Raw genomic sequence first — 23,976 nt, forward strand, 5'->3', positions numbered from 1 at the left:
CGGGCCCGCGTATTTATCACCCCCCGGGCCGCATGCCCCGGGGGAAGGCGTTCATGTCCTCGATCATGTCCCTGTTCAGGGGGCCCACGGCCATGGTCATCGCCACGTAGGACCGCGAACCCACGAAACACAGGGTGTATTCGATCACCATCTCCACGCCGTCCTTGCGCCCGAACAGGCGCACGTAGCGGCAGGGCAGCCCGCCCAGCTCCACCGCTCCGCTCTGGGAGACGCGCACGTCGAAGGTCAGGCGTTCGGCGTTGCGCACGGCCGCGGCCTCCATCCTGGCCGGGTCGAAGGGCGTCTGGTCCACCCAGACCGCGCCCAGCATCCTGCCGGAGCGGCCCGCGAACTGGAACTCATAGGCCGGATTGGAGATGTCCTCCATCATTTCCCAGCGGGTGGGGTCGAAATAGAAGGCGTAGCCGTCCATGCCCCGCACGGAGGGCATCCCGGCCATGCCGGACGCCGGAGCGGGCGCATTGGCGGCGCGTCGCTTGTCCGCCGCGCAGCCGCAGAGCGCGGCCAGGGCCAGAAGCGCCCCCAGCACCGCCCCGAGGCGCGCCGTTGCTCCGGGCTGGAGCATCAGGCCCCGCCCGCTTCCTGCGCCTTCGCGGCCTCCTTCAGGCCCAGGTGCTCGTAAATCTTGTCCTCGATCTGCTGGCGGATGTCCGGGTGCTCCAGCAGGAAGGCGCGGACGTTCTCCTTGCCCTGGCCCAGGCGCTCGGTGCCGTAGGCGAACCACGCGCCCGACTTGTCCACGATGTTCATCTCCACGCCCATGTCGATGATCTCGCCCTCGCGGGAGATGCCGGTGCCGTAGAGGATGTCGAACTGGGCCTCGCGGAAGGGCGGGGCCACCTTGTTCTTGACCACCTTCACCCGGCAGCGCGAACCGTAGACCTCCTCCTTGTCCTTGAGGGTCTGGATGCGGCGGATGTCCATGCGGGTGGAGGCGTAGAACTTGAGCGCGTTGCCGCCCGTGGTGGTCTCGGGGCTGCCGTAGCCCGTGACGCCGATCTTCATGCGGATCTGGTTGATGAAGATCACCGCCGTGTTGGACTTGTGGATGGTGCCCGTGAGCTTGCGCATGGCGTGGCTCATGAGCCGGGCCTGTCCGCCCACCTGGGATTCGCCCATCTCGCCCTCCAGTTCGGCCTGGGGGATCAGCGCGGCCACCGAGTCGATGACGATGACGTCCACGGCGCTGGAGCGCACCAGCATGTCGGTGATGTCCAGGGCCTGCTCGCCGAAATCCGGCTGGGAGATGAGCAGCTCGTCGGTCTTCACGCCCAGGCGGCGGGCGTAGGTGATGTCCAGGGCGTGCTCGGCGTCGATGAAGGCGGCGGTGCCGCCCTTCTTCTGGGCCTGGGCGATGATGTGCAGGGCCAGGGTGGTCTTGCCCGAAGACTCGGGGCCGTAGATCTCGGTGACGCGCCCCTGGGGAATGCCGCCGATGCCCAGGGCCACGTCCACGCCGATGGAGCCGGTGGGGATGGCGGGAATGGCCACGTGGGCGTCCTCGTCGAGGCGCATGACCGAGCCCTGCCCGTACTTGCGTTCGATGGTGGTCAGCGCGGTGGCGAGCGCCTCCAGGCGGGCGTCCTGGGGATTGGCTGCGGCTTTCTTGGCCATGTGGGTGCGTCCTTGTTCGAAAGTGGGAAATGCCATGAGGCCATAGCAAATGCCCCGCCCCGGGGCAACGTCCATTTTTGCAGGACAAGCGGGCCGTTTTTGCGCCGCCGAGCTTGTCCCGCCGCCAGGGAAGGGATACATTACGGCAAACCCCGTGAGGAGGCCATATGAGCTTCTTGAAAGAGTTCAAGGAATTCGCCATGCGCGGCAACGTCATGGACCTGGCCGTGGGCGTTATCATCGGTGCGGCCTTCGGCAAGATCGTGTCTTCCCTGGTGGCGGACGTCATCATGCCCCCCTTGGGAATGCTCCTGGGCGGCGTGGACTTCACCAGCCTCAAGCTCACCCTGGCCCCGCCCATCGACGGGATGAAGGGCGCCACCCTGAACTACGGGAACTTCATCCAGGCCATGGTGGACTTCATCATCGTGGCCTTCGCCATCTTCATGATGGTCAAGGGGCTGAACACCCTCAAGCGCAGAATGGAGCCCCCCGCGCAGGACGCCCCGCCGCCCGTCCCGGCGGACGTGGCCCTGCTCACGGAGATCCGCGACCTGCTCAGGGCCCGGCAGGCCTAGTATCGCCTTTTGCCTCGGTCGCTGATAGGCATGCGCCGGGCGGCGCTCCTCCGGGAGCGCCCGCATACGCATGAAGGAGACCTTTTTCCCCGCCATGAAACAATACGACGCGCTGGCCATGTTCTCCGGCGGCCTGGATTCCATCCTGGCCGCCAAAACCGTCGCCGGGCAGGGCCTCAGGGTGCTCGGCCTGCACTTCGTCAGCCCCTTCTTCGGCCACCCGGACAAGGTGGCCCATTGGTCCGAGACCTACGGGCTGGACATCGAGACCGTTGACGTGGGCGAGCCCTTCGTCACGCTCCTGGCTTCGCGCCCGCCCCACGGGGTGGGCAAGTGCCTGAACCCCTGCGTGGACTGCAAGATCCTGATGCTCAGGCGCTGCAAGGAGCTGATGCCGGAATACGGCGCCAAGATGATCCTCACCGGCGAGGTCAAGGGGCAGCGGCCCATGTCCCAGCGGCGCGACGCCCTGGACGTGATCAGCCGCGAGGCGGGCGTGCGCGACGTGCTGCTGCGCCCGCTCTCGGCCAAGAACATGAAGCCTTCCCCCGCCGAACTGGACGGCCTGGTGGACCGCGAGAAGCTGCACAACTTCAACGGCCGCACCCGCAAGCCCCAGTTCGCCCTGGCCAAACGCCTGGGCATCACCGAGTACCCCCAGCCCGCCGGAGGCTGCAAGCTGACCATCCTGGATTCGGCCAAGCGCTACGTGCCCCTGTTCGAGCACGCCGCCCCGCCGCGCGCGGCGGACTTCCACCTGGCCAACGTGGGCAGGCAGTTCTGGGCCGGGCCCTACTGGCTGGCCATGGGCCGCAACCAGGAGGACAACGCCGCCCTGGCCGAGCTGGCGCAGGCCGGGGACATCCTGCTGGACGTGAAGGACCTGCCCAGCCCCTTCGGGCTCATCCGCCCCCTGCCCGGCGCGGACTGGAGCCGCGCCGCCCTGGAGGACGCCGCCGCGCTGCTGGCCTCCTATTCGCCCAAGGCCGTGGCCGCGACCGGGAGCGGGGGCGGCACCGTCACGGTGCTGGCCACGCGCGGCGGCGAGACCGCGGAGCTGGATGTGGTCCCCGAGCGCGCGTCGCGCCTGGGGCTCGCGGAGCTGGACTGGGAGAGCTGCCTGCCGGCGAAGCGGGCCCTGTTCGGGGAGGGAGACCAGGACGACGGGTATTAGGCGGTGGGTCGCCGCCGCACAACCACTGCAACACATCGCGGTATTCGTTGCAACAGCGATACTGTGAGAGGACAAACTATTACTTCGACGTAGCACTTCGAGTGAAGTTCTGCTCAAGATGGGCAAGAAATGCAGCGATCATTTCTTCAGCATTTGACTTGGGGCGCGGGAAACTCTCCAGCAACCCGTTGACAAGCAGGATCGCAGGGATAGGGACGGCGAGTGTCGGTTTTGCCGCTACGCCATTGAATGAGGCAACCGCGCTGGCCACATCGTATAAAAGAGGGATTTTCTTAACGCTGTTGTCCGGTTTGAATATTTGCGCACAGCAGCTGCTGGGTGAGCTGACTATATATTGACGACAGACCAGAGGGCGGAATTGATATATGGAGCACAACCTGTCCACAAGGAATGGGCATGGCAGTTGGAGCTCCCAGTACTTTTTCTGCATCTCGACCAAGCGGTCTGAGTCGCTGAAACAATTCGCATGGGAGTCGATGAGTTCCGCAAGCAGGCCGTTTTGTTCGAGAACCTGGAGCATCGACTTCAATGCGCCTTTAATCCGCGCCTGCTCATTCGGCTCCATCAAGGACACTATGTGGGCGAGCAGCAGCGCTTCGTGATCGGACATCACGATCAGCTGGTAGCAACAGGAGACGCACCCTCTGTCGCATGACAGGCGCAAGCCCTCCGCGCCGGCTTGCGACAGTGCCTGACCTATGAGCTCATTTGAGATTGTAAATATTTCCGGCAATATATCCACCAGGGCGACGTCCCCCTCCGGCGGAAAGAAAGCACATTCGACAGAGAGTCCCGCTGTGAACCCGATGTGGAGATTCTTCCCGGAGGTGGCGTCACTTATGCGGATGTCCATGCCTTCTCCACAATGCTCATGCACGTAAGCGGGAGCGGATACCCCCCGCATGGTTGCAAGTCGCGCTGGCGGCTCGTTGAATGATCACGGAACCTTCAATGGTGACATTATCACCATAGCTTCTCACGAAAAACCTACCAAGCCCGGGCAAGCCTATCAAGCGATCCGCCGCCCCTTGTCTGAACCGAGCGGACACCAAGAGGCGCCCGCCCGCAGGGGAACGGGCTGCCGCCGACAAAACGCGCGGCGCGCGGGACCCCCCGCGCGCCGCGCAATCCACTCCCAACTGGCCGCTCCTAGTCCCCCGCGACCTTCTGCAGGGCCAGGTACAGGGCCTGGGTTCCGTTGGAGCCGAAGCCCATGGCCTGGGCCTCGCGGTATATCTCCTCCACGAGCATCAGACCTTTGAGCTTGAAGCCCATGCGCCTGGATTCCTCCAGGACGATGCCCATGTCCTTGATGAAGTGGTCGATGATGAAGCCCGGGGCGTAGTCGTCCTTGAGTATGCGCGGCCAGAGATTGTTCAGGGCCGGACAGGCCGCCGCGCCCGTGGCGATGGACTCCAGCACCCTGGATGGCTCCAGGCCCGAGCGCACCGCGTAGAGCAGGCTCTCGCACACGCCGATCATGTGCCCGGCGATGACGATCTGGTTGCACATCTTGGCGTGCTGCCCGCTGCCGGCCGGGCCCTGGTGCACGATGGTCTTGCCCATGACCCCGAACAGGGGGCGCACGGCCTCGAACACCTCGGGCTCGCCGCCCACCATGATGGAGAGGGTGGCGTTGCGCGCGCCCACGTCCCCGCCGGAGACCGGGGCGTCCAGGGCGAACATCCCGGCGTCCTCGGCCTTGTCCGCGATCTCCACGGCCAGGCTGGGGCTGTTGGTGGTCATGTCCACCAGGACGGCCCCGGTCCCGGCCCCGGCGAACACGCCGTCGGCGCCGAAATAGACCTCGCGCACGTCCTTGGGGAAACCCACGATGGTGAACACCACGTCGGAGGCCTGGGCCACTTCCCTGGGCGTGGCGGCCCAGCTCGCCCCTCTCGCCAGCAGGGGTTCGGCCTTGAGCCTGCTGCGGTTGTAGACGGTGAGCGCGTATCCGGCGTCCATCAGGTGGCCGCACATGGAGCTGCCCATGATTCCCGTGCCGATCCATCCTATGCGCGTGACGGACGGGTCCGCCGGGCGCAGGTTTGCCGCGTTGGTCATGGCTGATCCTCGCTTCGCTGTATTGGGTCCGTCGACCTTCTTTCGGCATAGCTCACGGCGCTGAAAAAGGCTATGCGGCTGGCTGCAGGCCTGCGCATGGCAAACAACCCGCACGCCTCCCCCGACAATCCCCCCTGCCTTAGGAATCGCTTCGCCGACTGGCCGCGCTGAGGTCACCCGCGTGCAATAAAACCGACACAAAAACCAACATACCCCTTGAGTACAATTGTCAAAATGCAGTAACCTTTGACGAGTTTCGCAAAATGACCGGCAGCGCAGCCCGCACGCCGGACTCAACCCAGCGCTGATGACCACCCTTGGAGGAGTTCATGCAGTTTTCCGTTCGTTCCAAGATGATGTTCGGTTTCGGATTGGTTCTCGCCATCATGGCGTTGGGGGCGCTCATCATGGCCTTCTCACTGGGCTCCATCCGCGAGAGGGCGGCCCTGGTCCGCTCCGAGAGCCTGCCCTTCGCGGCCCGCGCCGCGACCATGAAGCTCATGGCGGTGGAGGTGCAGCAATACCTTACCGACGTGTCCGCTACAGGAGAGGACGACAGCCTGGCCGACGCCGAGAAGGCCGCCGCCAAGTTCCGCGAGTCCCTGGGCGAGTTCAAGGCCATGTTCACCCGCGAGCAGGACACCCAGATGCTCGCCGAGACCGAGGCCATCGGCAAGCTCTTCGAGGAGATGTACTCCCTGGGCAAGCGCATGGCCGAAGTTTATGTGAAGGACGGGCGCGAGGCCGGCAACAAGATCATGAAGGATTTCGACGCCAAGACCGACGCCCTGGCCGACCGGATCGCCCCCCTGCAGGAGGGGCAATATAAAGAAGCCGACGAGCAGGTGGAGGCCGTGGTGGCCGCCATCACGGGCGACCTCAAGCGTCAGCTCGGGATGCTCGCCGTATCCCTGTGCATCGGCCTCGCGGCGGCGATGTGGGTCTCCCGCAGCATCCTGAACCAGTTGGGCGCCGAACCGGCCGAGGTTGCCGAGCTGGCCGCCAGCATCGCCAAAGGCGAGATTTCCCAGGTGCTCAAGGCCTGCACCGGCAAGGAGAAGGGCGTCCACTCCGCCATGCTGGACATGGCCGGCAAGCTCCAGGCGGCCTTCGACGAGGTTCACTCCGAGAAGGGCGAGGCCCTGGCCAAGTCCCACGAGGCCGAGAAGGCCCGCCACGAAGCCCTTGAGGCGCGGGCCATGGCCGAGCGCTCCCGCCTGGATGGCCTGCGGGAGGCCGCCGAGCGGCTGGACAGCTTCGCCGTGGAGATGGCCGCCCTGGGCCAAGCCCTCGGCTCCCGCGTGGAGCAGGTTGTGGACGGCACCCGCGAACAGAGCCAGCGCACCATGGAGACGGCCACCGCCATGGAGGAGATGGCCGCCACCGTGCTTGAAGTCGCCGGCACCGCGGCCAAGGCCGCCGACATTTCCAACGAGGCCGGGATACAGGCCCGCAAGGGGCTTGAAGTCGTGCAGGAGGTCGTGGCCGCCACTGACGAGGTGCGCAGCCGCTCCGAGGCCATGAAGTCCAGCCTGGACAGCCTGGGCACCCACGCCGATGGCATCGGCAGGATCATGACCGTCATCTCCGACATAGCGGACCAGACCAACCTGCTGGCCCTCAACGCCGCCATCGAGGCCGCCCGGGCGGGCGATGCGGGAAGAGGCTTCGCGGTGGTGGCCGACGAGGTGCGCAAGCTGGCCGAGAAAACCATGCAGGCCACCGGAGAGGTGTCCTCGGTGGTCGCGGCCATCCAGGCCGGGGTGAAGCAGAACATCACCGGCATGGAAGGCACGGCCACGGCCGCCAGCCGGACCTCCGGCCTGGCCGGCGGCGCGGGCAGGACCCTCATGGAGATCGTCTCCCGCATCGAGGGCACGGCGGATCAGGTCCGGGCCATCGCCACGGCGTCGGAGCAGCAGTCACAGGCCTCGGAGGAGATCAACCAGGCCGTGAGCGCCGTGAGCCAGATCGCCTCCCGCACCTCGGAGGAGATGGTCTCCGCCGGGCGCGACCTCGAGCGCCTCTCCGGCGCGGCCGCAAACCTCAAGAACCTCGTGGACGGTATGCGCCGCGAAGCCCTGGCCGCATCCTAGCCCCCCGCTTTCGCTCCCCGGGGCCGGAAAGCGGCCCCGGGATTCTGTTTCCTCTCCATTCCCCCGTTGCATCCATCCCGCAATGTACAGGCATCCGCCACAGCAAAGCCCTTCCCTTGCGCTTCCCGTTACGGTATTGTGACAACAAGAATTGAGCACCTCAACAATTCGAACACGGGATGTAATGCTATGGGCATAAGATTTCTTATTTCTCCATGGTGGGTCTCCGCTCTGACAATATCCTCCTGCGCCATATTGTTGTCACTCTGGGCGTACGGAGCATCCATGGCGGCAGGTCTTGTCGCATCGCTTGTCCTCATATCCTTTGCGATACTGACTGCGGTGCTGATGGCCAAGAACGATTTTACCCTGACAATGCTTGCAAAGTCTTTCAAGCGCATCTCAGAAGGCGACTATTCAGCGCGTATTGAAGACATGCGGCATGATGCGAACGGTGCGGCGGGCGACGTAGCATCCGCTGCGAAAGCATCCGTGGATAAACTTCTTGGCGAGTTCGGGTTCGCCAGGGGCGTGCTCCAGGGCATGGCCACCCCGTGTGTGGTGGTGGACACCGAGCAGGTGTTGCGCTTCACCAACAAGAACCTGCTGCGCATCCTGGAGCAGGACGGCGTCCCCACCGATTACTACGGCCAGAACGTGGCCTACTTCTTCTACGGCGACGCCTCCCGCCCCACCGTGCTCGGCGTGGCCATGAAGGAGAACCGCGAGATCACCAAGGAGGTGGAGCTCACCGGGCGCAAGGGCGGCAAGCGCAGCCTGCGCATCGACGCATCCCCCCTCTACGGGCTCGACGGCAAGCTGATGGGCTCGCTGTGCGTCTACGCCGACCTGACCGAACTGCGCGTGCAGGAGGCCAGCCTCCTGGAGACCAACGCCCGCGTGGCCAGCGGATCGGCCCAGGCGGACGGGATCAGCGGCCAATTGGCCCAGGCGGCGCAGCAGCTGGCGAGCATCGTCTCATCCTCCCACACCGGGGCCGAGCAGCAGAACTCGCGCATCGCGGAGACCCTGGCGGCCATGTCCGAAATGAACAGCACCGTGCTGGAGGTCGCCCGCAACGCCTCCCAGGCGGCGGAGACCTCCTCCCAGGCCCGCAAGCAGGCCGAGGAAGGGGCCGGGGTCGTGGGCAAGGTGGTGGACGGCATCGCCCAGGTGCAGAGCGAAGCCCTGGCCCTCAAGCAGGACATGGCCCATCTGGGCGGACAGGCCGACTCCATCGGCAGGATCATGAACGTCATCAGCGACATAGCCGACCAGACCAACCTGCTGGCCCTGAACGCCGCCATCGAGGCCGCCCGCGCTGGCGAGGCGGGGCGAGGTTTCGCGGTGGTGGCCGACGAGGTGCGCAAGCTGGCCGAGAAGACCATGACCGCCACCAAGGAGGTCGGCGACGCCATCCGTGGCATCCAGGACGGCACCGCGCACAGCATCCAGAGCGTGGAGCGGGCGGTGCAGCGCATCGACGAGGCCACGGGCCTCGCCGGGCAGTCCGGCCACTCCCTGCAGCAGATCGTCACCCTGGTGGAGGTCACGGCGGACCAGGTGCGCGCCATCGCCGCGGCCAGCGAGCAGCAGGCCGCCGCCAGCGAGCAGATCAACCGTTCCGTGGAGGACGTGAGCAACATTTCCCGGGCCACCGCCCAGGACATGACCCGGGCCGCCCGGGCCGTTGACGAACTGGCGGACCGCGCCCGGGTGCTTCGCGACATCATCGAGGGCCTGCAAGGCAACGCAGCCCTGCAAGGCGGAACTCCCCGGCGCGCCATCTCCTGACGCCCCCTGAATGAAACGGCCTGCGGCCTGCTCCCCTTCTGAGGGAGTTGCCGCAGGCCGCCGCAGCCTCTTCCTGTCCGCCAAACTTCCCAAGTAGGACAAACTTCGATTTACTGCCGCTCGCCTCCTCTGGTAGCATCGGGTGACCGCCGTCTCCCCCCGGGAGGCAGTCCCCCGAAGGAGAGCCGACCCATGCCCCCAGGAGCGGATGGCCCCCGCCCCCAGACCCCATCCAGCACGGCCCCCGCAGTCGCGCCCGAGACCCGGCGTTGCGGGATGGCCGCCGCGCTCTGCGCCGGGTTGCTCATCGCGGCGGCGGCCGCCCTGTTCCAGGCCAGCCCGCCGGGGCACCAGCTTGAGAGCCAGCTGCTCGATCTCTTCTTCCTGCTGCGCGGCCCCAGGCCGGCCCCGCCGGACATCGTCATCGCGGCCATCGACGAGCCCTCCATACAGGAGCTGGGCCTGGCCTGGCCCTGGCCCAGGCGCGTGCACGCCGCCCTGCTGCGGGAGCTCACGGACGCGGGCGCGAGGCTGGCGGTCCTGGACGTGATCTTCGCGGAGCCCTCCACCCCTGAAGACGATCAGGCCCTGGAGGACGCCCTGCGCGCAAACGGCCGCGCCCTGCTGGCCTCCACGGTGGACACGGCCGAGGACGCGGCCTTCAGCCGGGTGATGCTGGTGCGCCCCCTGCCCCGCTTCGAGCGCGCCGCCCTGGGCACGGGCCTGGCCATTCTCACGCCGGACCCGGACGGCACGGTGCGCCGCTTCTCCAGCGTCCTGGCCGGACAGGCCACGCTGCCCGCGGCGGCCCTGGAGGCCCTGGAACCCGGGCGGCGCGTCTTCCACAAAGGCGGGCTGGTGGATCATCCAGGCCCCGCGCGCAGCGTACGGACGGTCTCCTACACGCAGGCCCTCGACTGGCGGGCCTCCCTGCCGCCCGGATTCCTGAAGGACAAGATCGTGCTGGTGGGCCGCTCCCTGGCTGCCAGCCCGGTGCTTTCCGTGCAGGCCGACGCCTTCCGCACCCCCTTCAGCCGCCAGTCCGGGGCCAACGTGCCCGGCGTGGAGCTGCACGCCGCCATCCTGGCCCAGCTGCTTGGCGGGCGGGCCGGAACCGTGGCCCCGGGCTGGGCCGTGGCCGGGGCAGCCCTGACGATCATCCCCGGGGCGGCGCTTCTGCTCAGGCGGCTGCGTCCCCTGCCAGCGGCCCTGGCCTCTCTGGGCGGGGCTGCCGGCGCGCTGGGGGCATCCTACGCGCTCTTCGCCGCCAAGCTGGCGTGGTTCCCGGCCCTGGGCCTCTCCGGCGGCATCCTGGCCGTGGAGGGCTTCCTGCTGCTGGAGGGCTACGCCCGCGCCGCGCGGGAGCGCAGGCAGATGCGCGCCGCCTTCTCGCGCTACGTGTCCCCAGCGGTGGTGGACATGCTCCTGGCCCGGCCCGAGCTTCTTGAACCGGGCGGCGAGGAGGCCGAGGTCACAGTGCTCTTCTCCGACCTGGCCGGTTTCACCTCGTTCTCCGAGCGCATGGCCCCGGGGGAGCTCATGGAGCTGCTCTCCGGCTACTTCACGCCCATGACCGAGGTCATCAAGGCCAACGCGGGCACGCTGGACAAGTTCATCGGCGACGCCGTGATGGCCTTCTGGGGCGCCCCCCTGCCCGACGCCCGGCACGCGGCCCACGCCTGCCGGGCGGCCCTGGGCATGGCCCGCGCTCTTGAGGTGCTCAACGCCCGCCTGGAGCCCGGCGGAGGGCCCAGGCTGGCCGCGCGCATGGGCCTGCACTCGGGCAGGGTGGTGGCGGGCAACGTGGGCTCTCGCGAGCACGTGAACTACACCTGCCTGGGCGACACGGTGAACCTTGCCTCGCGCCTGGAATCGGCGAACAAGCAATACGGCACCGGCACGCTCCTGAGCGGCGAGACGCGGGCGTTTCTGGGGCAGGAGTTCGCCCTGCGCCGGGTGGACGCCATCCGGGTCAAGGGCCGGGCAAAGCCGGTGGAGATTTTCGAGCTGCTCGGCGAGGGATCTCCCCCGCCGTGGGCGGAGGCCTACGAACGGGGCCTGGCGGCCTACATGGCCCGGGACTTCGTCGAAGCGGCGGGGCATTTTCAGGATGTGTTGGCGGAGCGTCCCGGTGACGGGCCCTCCCGGGTGCTGTTGGCGCGGTGCCAGACATTCATGGAAACGCCCCCCGCGCCTGAGTGGGACGGCGTACACGCGATGGAATCCAAATAGGACGGAGGCGGCGATGCTCGCTGGCGGTGCAAAGGTTTCGCGGGGTGTATCGGGCTTTGTGGCGATGGTGCTTGCGTTTGCGCTGTGGGCGTCCACGGCGCTGGCGGCGGAAACCGCAGGGCGGCTGGTGTTCGCCCAGGGCGACGTTGCGGTTTCCTCCGGCCCCGGGGCCTGGAGGCCCGCTGCCACCGGCCTGGACCTGATCGCCGGCGACTCCGTGCGCACCGGTGCGGGTGCAAGGGCCGCCATCCTCTGCGCGGACGAGACCCAGATCAGGCTGGGCGAGAACACCCTTATCACGCTCAAGGCCGTGGCCGCCTCCTCGCGCCTTGGCTTCATGAATGCCTCGGGCGGCGAGGCCCCGCCCAACAGCGTCTACGACCTCAAGACCGGCGAGGCCTGGCTGCGCAACAACAACGACGCCTCGAAATTCCAGCTCACCTCCCCGGCGCTCACCGCCGCCGTGCGCGGCACCGAGTTCACGGCCACGGTGGACGGGGCCGGGCTGACCCGCATTGCCCTGATCGAGGGCAGGCTGCTGCTCTCCAACCCGCAAGGCAGCCTGGACCTGGAACGCGGCGAACTGGGCCAGGCCAGGCCGGGCCAGGCCCCCACCAAGCAAGTGCTGGTCAACCCCGAGGACGCGGTGCAGTGGGTGCTCTACTACCCCACGGCCATCAGCTGGCGCGACCTGCGGCCCTCATCCCTGGCCGGGCCGCCGCCGGGCGCGGCCGAAGCCGCCCTGGACGCCGGGGACGCCGCCCGGGCCGGGGAGCTGGCCCTGAGCCAGGGCGACCAGACCGCTTTGGGCTGGGCCGCGTTGCGCCAGTACCGCGCGCAGGAGGCCCTGGAGGCCTTCGCCAAGGCCCCGCCCTCGGCCAGGGCCGCCGTGGGGCGCTGGCTGGCCATGGCCCAGGCCGGGCAGTCCGCCCAGGCCTGGAACGCCTGCAAGGCTGAACTTGCCGGGTATCCGCCCTCACCCGCCCTGCTCGGCGCGGCGGCCTGGCTGGCGCTGGGCGCGGGCCAACCCGCGCAGGCCCGGGCCCTGCTCGACCAGGCCCTCTCGAAATACTCCGCCGACCCCTTCTGCCGCTCGCTCATGGCCCAGATCGACCTGGCCCGCAATCGCAAGGACCAGGCCCTGGCCCAGGCCCAGCAGGCCGTGCAGACCGCCCCCGAGTCCCCCACGGCGCGAGTGAGCGTGGCCCTGGCCCAGCTGGCCCGCTTCGACATCCCCGCCGCCAGGGAATCCCTGGATCAGGCGTTGGCCCTGGACCCCGCCTGCGTGAGCGCCTACGTGTACAAGGCCCAGATCGAGCTGGGGCACGACGCGCCGGACAAGGCCTGGGCCACCGTGGACAAGGCCCTGGCCCTGGCCCCGGACGACCCCCAGGTGCTGGCACTGGGCGGCTTCGCCAAGCTGGGCATGCGCAACTTCGACGAGGCCCAGGCCCTGTTCGAGCGCGCCGCCAAGGCCGACCCCGGGCTGCCCGAACCCCGCCTGGGCCTGGGCATGGTGGACTACGCCCGCAACAGGCGCTTCGAGGGCCTCTCGCAGATGCTCTCGGCCACCCTGCTGGACCCCCGCGTCTCGCTCTACCAGACCAGCCTGGGCAAGGCCTACTACGCCTCCCGCGCCCACGAGCGCGCCCTTGAGACCTACGACCAGGCCGCCCGCCTGGACCCGGCCGACCCCACGCCCCACCTCTACAAGGGCATCGCCCTGACCGACCTCTACCAGCCAGGCGACGCCGTGGAGGCCCTCAACCGCTCCATCAGCCTGAACGACAACCGGGCCATGTTCCGCTCCAGGCTGCTGCTGGACCGCGACCTGGCCGTGCGCAACTTCGACCTGGCCAAGGTCTACAACCAGATCGGCCTGGGCGAATGGGCCTACTCCAAGGCCGTCACCGCCGTGAAGAAGGACCCCTTCGACTCCTCGGCGCACCTGTTCCTGAGCAGCGCCTTCGCCGCCACCAGGGCCAGGGTCTCGGCCGCGTCCTCCGAGCTGCTGCTCAACAGGCTGCTCTCCCCGGCCAACCAGAGCGCCTTCACGCTCTACAACGACTACACCCCCATGTTCGAGGCCCCCTACATCCGCACGCAGCTCGTGGGGGGTGTGGGCTCGTGGGCCAACGGCAAGTCCATCGTGGAGTCCAGCGCGGAGGTGTACGGCGGCGTGCCAGGCGTGGCCGGGGACGTCTACGGCTCCTTCAATCAGGACAACGGCCTCCGGGGCGTCAACGGCGTCAGCCGCTCCGGCTTCGCCTTCGGGCAGTTCAAGTGGGAGCCGACCTTCAAGGATTCCCTCTACGCCTCGGCAACGCTCTCCCGCGCGCACACCGGGGACACCTCGAGCCTGAGCGCCTGGGAGTACAAGCCCTCGCCCTGGCAGATCAACGACTACTCCACCACGCTGCTGGAGGGCGGCTACGTGCGCCGCCAGGCCCCCGGCTGGACCACCATCGTCTACGGGGCCTACCACCAGAACGGCTGGACCACCTCCGACCGCCGCTACGACGCGGCCTCCCCCGACGGCCTGCCACTGGACAGCGTGACCCTGACCAACCGCAACACCCCCCGCGAAATGGGCAACATCCAGTTGCAGCAGCAGATGACCCTGGGGGACCACTCCCTGATCGTGGGCGGAGACGTGTTCAGCTCCACCCTGCGCTACCGGCGCGACACCGAGCTGTTCATCCCCCTGCTGCCGCGCGTCTCCACCCTGGATTCCATCCGCAACGACCACTGGGAGCGCTCGCTCACCGTCTACGCCATGGACTACTGGCGGGTGCGCAAGAACCTGGTGCTCGAGCTGGGGCTTTCGGGGGAGTTCGGGGTCACGCCGCGCTTCGGGTTCGTCTCTGACGTGGAGGACGCCCTGCTTGGCTTCCGCTTCGGGCTCAACTGGGAGGCCACCGGCAAGGACGTGATCCGCATGGCCGTGCAGCGCTACCTCAACAACCACACGGCCCTGCAGCCCATGATCCAGCCCTCGGAGGTGGCCGGGTTCCCCACCCGGGTCAACGCCGACGACGGCTCGCGCGTGGTTGAGGCGGGCCTTGCCTGGGAGCGCCAGTGGAACGATGCCACCTTCAGCGTGCTGCGCGCCGACTACCACCACATAGAGAACCCGCAGTTCGACCCCTATCAGAGCTACGACCGCAAGATCTGGTACGTCACGGACCGCTATCTGCTCACCGGCTCCTTCAACAGGGTGCTCACCCCCTACCTGGGCCTGAACCTGGTGGGCGCGGTGAAGTGGCTGGAGCCGCAGGGCGTGGAGCTGCACCGCAGCCCCGAGACCCGCTACTTCGAGATCAACGGCGGCGGCGGACTGACTTTCCTGTACAGGAACGGTTTCGGGGCCGGGGTCTCCGGGCTGCTGGTCAAGCAGACCTTCCCCGAGTCCACCGCCAGGGACCTGCTGGGCCGCCACCGCGACGAGACCCTGTTCGGGGTGCTCAACGCGCGCATGTCCTTCGACTTCCCGGGCAAGCGCGGCTTCGTCTCGCTGGAGGGCGCCAACCTGCTCGACGTCAAGTTCTCCTACCAGCGCGAGCCCGTGGTGCTCGACTCCATCACGCCCTCGCGGCGGGTGATGCTGCGGCTCGGCCTGTTCTTCTAGGCCGGGCCTACTGGGAGAAGACCTCCTTGAGGAAGCCCAGCAGGGCCTCCCAGGAGCGCATGTCCGCGCGCTTGTTGTAGGCCGCGTTGGCCATGCCCGCCTTGTCGGCGTCGGGGTTGGTGAAGCTGTGCCTCGTCCCGGAGAAGGTGATGAACTCCCAGACGGCCCCGGCTTCGTCCAGGCTCTTCTGGAAGGCCGCGACACGTTCCAGGGGGATCATGGCGTCGTCCGCGCCGTGGCAGGCCAGCACCTTGGCCTTGATGCTCCCCTTGGCCACGCCCTCGGCCGGGGGCAGCGCGCCGTGGAAGCTGGCCACCCCGCGCAGGTCCGCCCCCGCGTAGGCCATCTGCATCACCGTGGAGCCGCCGAAGCAGTAGCCCATGGCCGCCACCCGGGCCGGGTCCACCTCGGGCTGGCCTTTGAGGATGTCCAGGGCCTTGAGCGCGCGTTCCCGCCAGTTCTGGATGTTGGCCTGGATCTGCTTGGACCAGCCCGAAGCCTCGGGCGCGTGGGTGGTGACCATGCCGTCGCCGTACATGTCCGCGGCGAAGGCCACGTAGCCCAGCTCCGCCAGCATGGCGCAGCGCTTCTTCACGTAGTCGTTGAGCCCCCAGAACTCGTGCACCACCATCACGGCGGGGCGCTTGCCCTTCACGGCCTCATCCAGGAAGAGCACGCCTTTGCAGGCCGTGCCGCCGTGGCTGTACTCCACGGGCCGTGAGACCACTGCCCCGGACGCGGTTGAAGCCGCCCAGAGCGGGACGAACAGGAACAGGGCCAGCAGCGGGGTGAAGCGGAACGGTGCTTTCATGCGGTGCCTCCCGGGGGATGACGGTTGTCGACGGTTATGGGCACAGTTAGCCCATTTCCGGGTGGGACGCATCCGGTTTCACCGCGCACACTGCGCGTGTGCGGTTGGCGCGGCGCGAACTCCGGCGCACGCGGCCGCGCCATGATGAGGCGTCCATCCGCCTAGAAAGAATAGCCGATCCCGATGGAAACCACTGGAATGACCTGGAACAGCTCCGCCACGGACTTCACGTCCGAGCGCAGCCTGGATATCGTAGTCGCCACGCCGGGAACAGCGGGGTTGTATCCCGTGATGCTTATGTTCGGGGCGCCCTGGAACAATGCCCCGAGGAGGAACTGCAGCCGCCAGCTGCTCTTGTCGTTGAACCAGCCTTGCCAGCCCAGGCCCGCGTATGGGCTGACAAGGTTGTACTTGAGCTTGGCCACCGGGGCTCCGACGACAAACCCGGGCGTGCCCAGCCCGCTGCCAAAGAGGGCGAGCGGATTGATCGCTCCCGTGGCGTTCACTTCGTTCCAGTTCAGATAGACCCCGCCGGACACGAACAGGTTCCTGGCGAACTGGTTCTCGAACTTGCCGAGCGGGTACACGTCCAGGACCGCGCCCAGGGTCGCCATCGTGAAATTGCTGCTGAACCGCACGCCCTTTTCCGATTTGCCCGCGATGTGCCAGTTGACGTCGTCGGCCACCACGCCGCCGACGCCCCAGCCGATGTAGTTGAAGTTGATCCGAGCGCTGACAAAGTCCCCGAATCTGTAGCCGACATCGCCCCCCACCCCCAGCGAGCTGACCTTCGCAACCGCGAAAACCCCCAAGTCCGCCGATGCGGCCGGGACGAAACCGACGCACATCGCGATGCACAACAAAGCAGTCAATGTCTGCTTCTTCATCTTGCCACCCCCTGACGAGATTTAGATGACGCATGCAATGAACGGCACGGCACGGACCAAAACGAAAGGAAGGACATACGGATCATACTGAGAAGGCTGCTGCCGCGGGATTCGCCCGCGACGTGGAAACGAACCGGTGGCCAACCGGAGAGGAGCAACGACGGCCGCAGCCCCCCTCGGGAGCGCGCACGGAAGACTCAGCGCCCCTGACGGCATAAGGAGAGATTGAATACCATTATTGGCACAATCACCGGGAGGGGAACAAGCGTTAAGTGGGTCAGGAGGAATGATTTAACCCAGGGACGCCGCCTGGGAGGCCGCCGCTGAACATTCCGTCAATCATTGCAACGCGTTCGCGAGACTCTGCGGACGCGCGGCGATGGATTTTCCCTCCGCGTCTGCCCCAGGCCGCTCCGCCGCTGCTGCAGTAGCCCGGGTCCGGCGCCGGGAAAGGATCGAAACACCCGCACAAAGGAAAAGGGGTTACGGTTTGTAACCGTAACCCCTTGGGTTCCGTGGTGCCGAGGGAGAGAATTGAACTCCCGACACGGGGATTTTCAGTCCCCTGCTCTACCAACTGAGCTACCTCGGCGCGAGGAAGAGCGATCTACCGTCTTTCCCTCAGGTTGGCAAGCCCTTTTCCCATTTCAGGCGCGATAAAATTTCATTCACCAGGGGTTCCAGGCTCGGGCGGGTCCTGGCGGAGATGGGCACACCGCCGGGGTAGCGGCTGAGCACCCAGGTTCTGCCGTCCTCGTCCAGGGTGTCCCACTTGTTGAGCGCCAGGATGCGCGGCACCTTGTTAAGCTCCATTTCCTCCAGGATGGCCTCCACGGCCTCCACCTGCCCGGCCAGCTCGCGGTGCCCGGCGTCGGCCACCAGGATGAGCAGGTCCGCGCTCTCCAGTTCCTCCAGGGTGGCCTGGAAGGCCTCCTTGAGCTCCTTGGGCAGCTCGCGGATGAAGCCCACCGTGTCCGTGAGCACCAGCTCGCGCTCCTGCGGGAAGCGCAGCCTGCGGCTCACGGGGTCCAGGGTGGCGAAGAGCTTGTTCTCGGCCAGCACCTCGGACTGGGTCAGGGTGTTGAGCAGCGTGGACTTGCCCGCGTTGGTGTAGCCCACCAGCGAGACGATGGGCAGCCCGGCCTTGGCCCGCCTGTCGCGCACCTGGGCGCGTTGCTTGCGCAGCTCCTGCAGTTCGCGCTTGATGCGGGTGATGCGCTCGCGGATGCGGCGGCGGTCCACCTCCAGCTTGGTCTCGCCGGGGCCGCGCCCGCCGATGCCGCCCATGAGCCGGCTCATGGCAGGGTTCTTTCCCACCAGCCTGGGCAGCGTGTACTTGAGTTGGGCCATCTCGACCTGCAACTTGCCCGAACGCGAGGTGGCCCGCTGGGCGAAGATGTCCAGGATGAGCTGGGTGCGGTCCAGGATCTTGCGCTCGGTCAGGTCTGCCAGGTTGCGCATCTGGGCCGGTGTCAGCTCCCCGTCGAAGAGCAGCACGGCCGCGCCCGAGGACAGGGCCATGATCTCAAGCTCGGAGAGCTTGCCCTTGCCGATGATGGTGCGTGGGTTCACCTGGGGTACGCGCTGCAGCACCCTGCCCGTCACCTTGAGCCCGGCCGTGGCGGCCAGGGCCTCCAGTTCGTCGAGTGAGGCCTCCAGCTCCAGGCGCGGCGCGCTGCCCACGCCCACCATGATCGCCCGGTCGGACACGCCCGCCTCGGAACCGGCCACGGGCTGGTCCAGCCGGGCGAACTCGTCCTCCAGGGCTTGGGTCATGGCCTCGAAATCGATGTCCAGGCGGTCCCAGGGGGCCGGGGGCAGCACCTCCCAGGGGTCGCCGCCCTCGCCTTCCGCGGTTTTGGGCAGCAGGTGCGCGGCGTAGATCCGGTCCGGCGCGGCCATGTCGTCCACGGTCAGGGCGGCCACGGAGTCCAGGCGCAGGAAGAGCATGTCCGTGAGGTCTTCCTTGTCCAGCCCGGCGTCGTGCAGGTGCGTGTGCAGCAGGCGCAGGCCGCGCAGGCGGCCCGAGCCCAGGCGGGAGCGGGGAAGCTCCGGGATGTAGATGGCGTGGGGCTCCCCCACCAGGACCATGTCCGGCCTGCCCTTGCGGTCTATGAGCAGGCCAATCTGCCTGCCAATGCCGTGGGAGATGGCCGCCAGTTCGCGGGCCTGGTCCGGGGTGTAGCCGGCCTGGGGGGGATAGCGCCGGGTGTAGAGCCGCTCAAGGGCCTTGAGCTGGCTGGGTTTGAGTCCTTCGGTGTTGCCTTGGGCTTTGCTGGCGATGGGGAACCTCCCGGGGCGCTCCGTCCGGAGCAGGCCCCTGCCCCGCTGATGTAGGACAGGCCAGGGCCGGAGGCAAGGGGGGCAGGTGAAAGCGAAGCCCCCGGAGCGGCCGCGAGGACACTCCGGGGGACGATATGCCGCCTCCCCCGCGAAGCCGGAGGGGATTCCAAAGGGAGGAACTCCCTTTGGCCGCCGGAGGCCCTCCTCCTGTGCGGCCCGCCGCCCCGCCTAGGCCCGGCCCAGGTACTCCGCGATCATGGCGTCGTAGGCCGAAGTGGCCTTGAAGGTCTCCAGGGCCATCTTGTGGCGCAGGGCCAGGGGGGCCTGCATCGCGTTGGCCTTGAGGGCTTCGGTGATCTCTCCGTAGTAGACGGGTGAGGGCACGACCAGGATGGAGTGGAAGTTCTTGGCCGAGGCCCGCAGCATGGTGGGCCCGCCGATGTCGATCTGCTCCACGGCGGCCTTGAGGTCGGCCTTCTGGGCCACGGCCTTGGCGAAGTCGTAGAGGTTCACGCAGATGAGGTCGAAGGGCTTGAGGCTGAATTTCTCCAGGGTCTCAAGATGTTCGGGGTTGTCCTTGTCGGCCAGGATGCCCGCGTGGATGTGTGGGTGCAGGGTTTTGACGCGTCCGCCGAGCATCTCGGGGAAGCCGGTGACCTGATCGACCGCCGTAACCGGCAGCCCGGCGTCGGTCATGGCCTTCTTGGTGCCGCCGGTGGAGACCAGCTCCACCCCGTTGCCGGAAAGGAACGCGGCGAACTCGGCCAGGCCGGATTTGTCGGTGACGGATAGGATGGCCCTGCGGATAGGCAATAATTCCATCTCTGCCTCGCTTTTTGCTTGGCAGTGCCAGACCCGGCGGCTCTTGGCAACCCGTGGGCCGGGCCCTCCCCAGTCTTTTAGTTGGTTCCCGGTCCGGCCGCCGGGAGCGAACCGGACCGGGAACCAATGGGGGAGGGGAGATTCGTAGGAAATTTCCGGCTAGGCCGCCCGCTCCAGGTGCACCTTGAGCTCCGTGGCGCAGGCGTGGGTGGGCTCGTGCTCCAGGATGCGCTCCAGCTGGGCCTTGGCCTCGGCTTCGCGCCCCTCGACCACCAGACAGCCCGCCAGGGTGTAGCGGATGTCGTGCTTGAGCGGGTCGATGGCCAGGTAGCCTTCGAGATAGGGCATCACCTCGGCCACGCGGCCGTTGCCGTGCCCCAGGCGGATCAGGCTGTAGAGCGCCACCATGTTCTCGGGATTGAACTCCAGAGCCTGGCTGAAGTGGTCGAAGGCGATTTCGGCTGCGCCCCGCTCCATTTCAATGAGGCCCATGCCCGCCAGGGCCTTGTCGCCCGCTTCCAGGTTGGCGGCCTTGCGGTAGTGGGCGTAGGCCTCGTCCAGGTTGTTGCGGTGCACGGCCACCGTGGCCAGCCCCAGATAGGGGGCGGGGTGGCTGCCGTTGGCCCCTGCGGCCTTGAGGTAGTATTCCTCGGCCTTCTCTAGGTCGCCCATGAACAGGTAGCACTCGCCCAGTTCCTTGTTGATTTCGTAATCCAAATGACCACTCATGACAGTCCCCTCCGGTGCGTGAACAGTCAGGCCGATATCCCTCCCGGGCCTGGCGCTCATCGGTTCGCTTGCGCGTTGTGGGGAACCCTCCTGGCCCCCGCCTCCCCTCAAACAGACCGCCCTGCCGTTCACGTCCCTCCCGGGGACTGGCAAGTCGGCGGAAACCACCTAGCAAGGCCTGTGCCAAGCCTTGTTCCGGGCAATTTCCGCCGCCCGGGCTCTCCCGCCGCGCTGGCGAGCATCTCCCGTGCCGGAGGCGGACATGACGGGCCAATCCAAGTGATTTCATGATGTTATTGTTTGGAACGGTTGTTGCTAGTCTGTGAGCCGAGGCGGCGCGACGCCAAGCGCCACACCAGGAAAAATCCGCCGCCGTCCAAGGAGCGACGCCATGCCGAACATATACGGAGCCAATGCATCCCTGATCGCCAAGGTCATGGACCTGCGACTGGAGCGTCAAAACCTCGTCGTGTCCAACTTGGCCAACATCAACATCCCCGGCTACAAGGCCCGCACGCTGGAGTTCGAAAGCCAGCTGCAGCAGGCCGTCGGTTCCCAGGACATGCGCAACAACCTGAGCCGCACCAGCGGCAAGCACGTCCCGGGCACGTTCGACGTGGCCGCCTACCAGGGCGAGAGCCTCAAGGAGTTCAAGCCCCGCACCATCTACGGGGCCGACGCCGTGGACATGGACAAGGAGATGACCGCCATGGCCAAAAACTCGCTCATGTACAACGCCCTGACTACAGTGATGAAATCCAACTTCGAAGGCATCCAGAAAATCATCATGGATGGAGGCAAATAATCATGGACTTCATGACCGCACTCGACGTCGGCGGGTCCGCGCTGACCGCACAGCGCACCTACATGAACGTGATCTCCATGAACCTGGCCAACGCCAGGACCACGCGCACGGCGGACGGCCAAGGCCCCTACCAGCGCAAATCCGTGGCTCTGGAGTCCACCCGGGTCACGCCCTTCGGCAAGGCCATGGACCAGGCCCTGGGCCAGGAGCTCCAGGGCGTGCGCGTCACGGGCGTGGTCAACGACAACCGCCCCCCCAAGCAGGTCTACGAGCCCGGCCACCCCGACGCGGACCAGAACGGTTACGTCAGCTACCCCGACATCAACGTGGTGGAAGAGATGACCAACATGATCCAGGCCACCCGCAGCTACGAGGCCGAAACCTCCACCATCAACACCATCAAGGCCATGTACAACAAGGCCCTCGAGATGGGCCGCTAGGAGAGACGCCATGGCCATCAACTCCATCGCCATGAACGCCTACCGCACCGCGCTTGGGCAGACCCAGGGCGCGGCCCGCAGCGCGGAGAGCGCGGTTTCGCAGGGCCTGGGCAAAACCGGCGGCGCGCAGAAGTCCGGCTTCATGGACGCGCTGAAGAACTCGGTGGGCGAGGTCAACGCGGAACAGCTCAAGAAGGACCAGATGGTCTCCTCCTTCGCCACCGGCGAGAACCAGAACGTGCACGAGCTGATGATCCAGCTGCAGAAGGCGGGCCTGGCCATGTCCATGACCTCCACGGTGCGCAGCAAGGTTCTGGATATGTACAAAGAACTCGTGAAGATGCCCTTCTAGCCGGATAGCCCAAGGAGAAGAACCCCATGCCCGCACTGCTCAAGAACCTCTGGGAACAGGCCACCCGTTTCTGGGCCGCCAGAACCATGGCCCAGCGCGTCCTCTTCGCGGGCGTGGCCATCTCCGTGGTGGCGGCCTTCGCGCTGATGATCTTCTGGTTCAACCAGCCCGACTACAAGGTGCTGTTCTCCAAGCTGAGCCAGGAGGACGCCGGGCGCGTCATGGAGAACCTCAAGGCCTCCAAGACCCCCTACAAGATCGAGGACAACGGGCAGACCATCCTGGTGCCCGCCGAATTCGTGAGCGAGACCCGCATCCGCATCGCCGGCGACGGCAAGCTGCGCGGCGCGGGCCTGGGCTTCGAGGTCTTCGACGACACCAAGGTGGGGCAGACCGACTTCGTGCAGCGCATCAACTACCAGCGCGCCCTGCAGGGAGAGCTGGCCCGAACCATCGGCGAGTTCCCCCAGATCGAGAAGGCCCGCGTGCACCTGGTGCTGCCCCAGCGCAGCCTCTTCATCGAGGAGCAGCGCAAGCCCAGCGCCTCGGTGGTGCTCACGCTCAAGACCGGGGCCAAGCTCGAACCCAAGCAGGTCCAGGGCATCGTCAATTTCGTGGCCATGAGCGTCGAGGGATTGGATCCCAACCGCGTGACCGTCACCGACACGGCCGGCAAGATCGTCTTCCAGGCCAAGGACGGCTCCAGCATCGACGGCATGACCTCCACCCAGTTCGAGTTCCGCAACAACTACCAGAACACCCTGGAGCGCCGCATCGAGGAACTGCTGACCCCCATCGTGGGCGGCGGCAAGTCCATCGCCAAGGTCTCGGCCAACCTGGACTTCTCCCAGAAGGTCACCAAGCGCCAGAGCTACGACCCCAACAAGACCGTGGTGCGCTCCGAGACCCGCGAGGAATCCTCCACCAACCAGAAGGCCAACGTCGACGGCTCCGTGCCCGAGACCAACTTCCGGGGCGACGGCTTCTCCGGCACCCAGAACAAGGTGGACCAGGCCTCAGAAAAGCGCATGACCAACTACGAGATCGACTCCGAACAGCAGGAGATCGTGTCCCCCTCCGGGGAGTTGCAGCGCCTCTCGGTCGCGGTTATCGTGGACCACATTCAGGACCCGGGCAGCAAGGAAGTGAAGTTCATCCCCCGTCCCGCGGAGGAGTTGGAGCGCATCAAGCAGGCCGTGTCCAACGCTGTCGGCATCGACTCCAGGCGCGGCGACACCATCGAGGTCAGCTGCATGGCCTTCGGCGAGCGCGAGCTGTTCACCGAGCCGAGCCTGACCCAGAACATGCTGGAGTACGCCCAGCGACTGGGCAAGCCCTTCCTCAACGGCCTGCTGGTGTTCCTCTTCCTGCTGCTGGTGGTCCGCCCGGTGGTCATGGCGCTCATCCGCCCCCGCGTCACCCGCGAGGAGATCGAGCAGATCAGCCGCCTGCCCGAAGGCGAGCGCCGCATCGCCCTGGCCGAACCGGAAGAGGAGGAGACGGAACACGTGGAAGTCTCCAAGCGGCTTGAAAACGCCAAGATTCTGGCGCAGCAGCTTTTCGAAACAAATTCCGAGCAGGCCATCCTGATCCTGCGCGGATGGCTCAAGCAGGAGGCCTCCTAA

Annotated in this window: 19 protein-coding genes and 1 tRNA gene; 10 read left to right on the plus strand and 10 right to left on the minus strand. The window is 66.9% G+C overall.

Translation table 11 applies throughout. From position 1 onward, the window contains the following. Positions 1-16: 16 nt before the first annotated feature. Both MLE18_RS11875 and recA read right to left on the minus strand, forming a co-directional pair. A complete protein-coding gene (locus MLE18_RS11875; RefSeq protein WP_243439016.1) occupies positions 17-586 on the minus strand; it encodes a hypothetical protein in 570 nt (189 codons plus the stop codon). Further along, complete coding sequence (gene recA / locus MLE18_RS11880; protein ID WP_243439017.1) at positions 586-1,635, minus strand: recombinase RecA; 1,050 nt, start codon at positions 1,633-1,635, stop codon at positions 586-588. The genes MLE18_RS11875 and recA overlap by 1 nt, the downstream gene beginning before the upstream one ends. A 167-nt stretch (positions 1,636-1,802) precedes the next feature. Between recA and mscL the strand changes: the two genes are divergently transcribed. Both mscL and MLE18_RS11890 read left to right on the plus strand, forming a co-directional pair. Beyond that, positions 1,803-2,213 (plus strand): large-conductance mechanosensitive channel protein MscL, encoded by a 411-nt coding sequence (gene mscL / locus MLE18_RS11885; RefSeq protein ID WP_243439018.1) that lies wholly within the window; start codon positions 1,803-1,805, stop codon positions 2,211-2,213. Between the two features lie 94 nt (positions 2,214-2,307). After that, a complete protein-coding gene (locus MLE18_RS11890) occupies positions 2,308-3,387 on the plus strand; it encodes an adenine nucleotide alpha hydrolase family protein (RefSeq protein WP_243439019.1) in 1,080 nt (359 codons plus the stop codon). A 79-nt stretch (positions 3,388-3,466) separates the two neighbouring features. Here MLE18_RS11890 and MLE18_RS11895 read toward each other — a convergent pair whose 3' ends face one another. Continuing rightward, entirely contained in the window at positions 3,467-4,261 is a 795-nt protein-coding gene (locus tag MLE18_RS11895; protein WP_243439020.1) for a YkgJ family cysteine cluster protein, read from the minus strand. Positions 4,262-4,557: 296 nt separating this feature from the next. Next, entirely contained in the window at positions 4,558-5,472 is a 915-nt protein-coding gene (locus MLE18_RS11900) for an NAD(P)-dependent oxidoreductase (RefSeq protein ID WP_243439021.1), read from the minus strand. Positions 5,473-5,801: 329 nt separating this feature from the next. On the opposite strand from MLE18_RS11900, the gene MLE18_RS11905 reads away from it, so the two are divergent. The 4 genes from MLE18_RS11905 to MLE18_RS11920 all read left to right on the plus strand — a co-directional run bounded on the left by MLE18_RS11905 (position 5,802) and on the right by MLE18_RS11920 (position 15,222). After that, positions 5,802-7,568 carry a methyl-accepting chemotaxis protein gene (locus tag MLE18_RS11905; protein ID WP_243439022.1) on the plus strand — a complete coding sequence of 589 codons (1,767 nt, stop codon included), beginning with the start codon at positions 5,802-5,804 and terminating at the stop codon, positions 7,566-7,568. A 492-nt stretch (positions 7,569-8,060) separates the two neighbouring features. Further along, positions 8,061-9,362, plus strand: coding sequence for a methyl-accepting chemotaxis protein (locus MLE18_RS11910; RefSeq protein ID WP_243439023.1), 1,302 nt, complete (start codon positions 8,061-8,063; stop codon positions 9,360-9,362). 192 nt (positions 9,363-9,554) lie between these two features. Next, positions 9,555-11,594 carry a CHASE2 domain-containing protein gene (locus MLE18_RS11915; protein WP_243439024.1) on the plus strand — a complete coding sequence of 680 codons (2,040 nt, stop codon included), beginning with the start codon at positions 9,555-9,557 and terminating at the stop codon, positions 11,592-11,594. A 64-nt stretch (positions 11,595-11,658) separates the two neighbouring features. Further along, a complete protein-coding gene (locus MLE18_RS11920) occupies positions 11,659-15,222 on the plus strand; it encodes a FecR domain-containing protein (RefSeq protein WP_243439025.1) in 3,564 nt (1,187 codons plus the stop codon). 7 nt (positions 15,223-15,229) lie between these two features. On the opposite strand, the gene MLE18_RS11925 is transcribed toward MLE18_RS11920, so the two are convergent. The 6 genes from MLE18_RS11925 to MLE18_RS11950 all read right to left on the minus strand — a co-directional run bounded on the left by MLE18_RS11925 (position 15,230) and on the right by MLE18_RS11950 (position 20,754). Next, the gene (locus tag MLE18_RS11925; RefSeq protein ID WP_243439026.1) at positions 15,230-16,033 is read right to left on the minus strand and encodes a dienelactone hydrolase family protein; all 804 of its coding nucleotides are present in this window, start codon (positions 16,031-16,033) and stop codon (positions 15,230-15,232) included. A gap of 161 nt (positions 16,034-16,194) precedes the next feature. After that, positions 16,195-16,920 carry a hypothetical protein gene (locus MLE18_RS11930; RefSeq protein WP_243439027.1) on the minus strand — a complete coding sequence of 242 codons (726 nt, stop codon included), beginning with the start codon at positions 16,918-16,920 and terminating at the stop codon, positions 16,195-16,197. Between the two features lie 516 nt (positions 16,921-17,436). Then, a tRNA-Phe gene (locus MLE18_RS11935) sits at positions 17,437-17,512 on the minus strand. A 29-nt stretch (positions 17,513-17,541) separates the two neighbouring features. Next, positions 17,542-19,011 carry a GTPase HflX gene (hflX, locus tag MLE18_RS11940; protein WP_272881633.1) on the minus strand — a complete coding sequence of 490 codons (1,470 nt, stop codon included), beginning with the start codon at positions 19,009-19,011 and terminating at the stop codon, positions 17,542-17,544. A gap of 420 nt (positions 19,012-19,431) precedes the next feature. Beyond that, positions 19,432-20,025: an IMP cyclohydrolase gene (locus tag MLE18_RS11945; RefSeq protein WP_243439028.1), complete on the minus strand. Its 594-nt coding sequence runs from the start codon at positions 20,023-20,025 to the stop codon at positions 19,432-19,434. Between the two features lie 159 nt (positions 20,026-20,184). Beyond that, a complete protein-coding gene (locus MLE18_RS11950) occupies positions 20,185-20,754 on the minus strand; it encodes a tetratricopeptide repeat protein (protein WP_243439029.1) in 570 nt (189 codons plus the stop codon). A 391-nt stretch (positions 20,755-21,145) separates the two neighbouring features. Between MLE18_RS11950 and flgB the strand changes: the two genes are divergently transcribed. The 4 genes from flgB to fliF are packed head-to-tail and all read left to right on the plus strand — an operon-like array spanning position 21,146 to position 23,976. After that, positions 21,146-21,559 carry a flagellar basal body rod protein FlgB gene (flgB, locus tag MLE18_RS11955; protein WP_243439030.1) on the plus strand — a complete coding sequence of 138 codons (414 nt, stop codon included), beginning with the start codon at positions 21,146-21,148 and terminating at the stop codon, positions 21,557-21,559. 2 nt (positions 21,560-21,561) lie between these two features. Further along, positions 21,562-21,999, plus strand: coding sequence for a flagellar basal body rod protein FlgC (gene flgC / locus MLE18_RS11960; protein WP_243439031.1), 438 nt, complete (start codon positions 21,562-21,564; stop codon positions 21,997-21,999). 10 nt (positions 22,000-22,009) lie between these two features. Then, positions 22,010-22,351 (plus strand): flagellar hook-basal body complex protein FliE, encoded by a 342-nt coding sequence (gene fliE / locus MLE18_RS11965; protein WP_243439032.1) that lies wholly within the window; start codon positions 22,010-22,012, stop codon positions 22,349-22,351. Between the two features lie 26 nt (positions 22,352-22,377). Beyond that, positions 22,378-23,976: a flagellar basal-body MS-ring/collar protein FliF gene (gene fliF / locus MLE18_RS11970; RefSeq protein ID WP_243439033.1), complete on the plus strand. Its 1,599-nt coding sequence runs from the start codon at positions 22,378-22,380 to the stop codon at positions 23,974-23,976.

Source organism: Fundidesulfovibrio soli, from assembly GCF_022808695.1.
In the GTDB taxonomy this organism is placed as follows: domain Bacteria; phylum Desulfobacterota; class Desulfovibrionia; order Desulfovibrionales; family Desulfovibrionaceae; genus Fundidesulfovibrio; species Fundidesulfovibrio soli.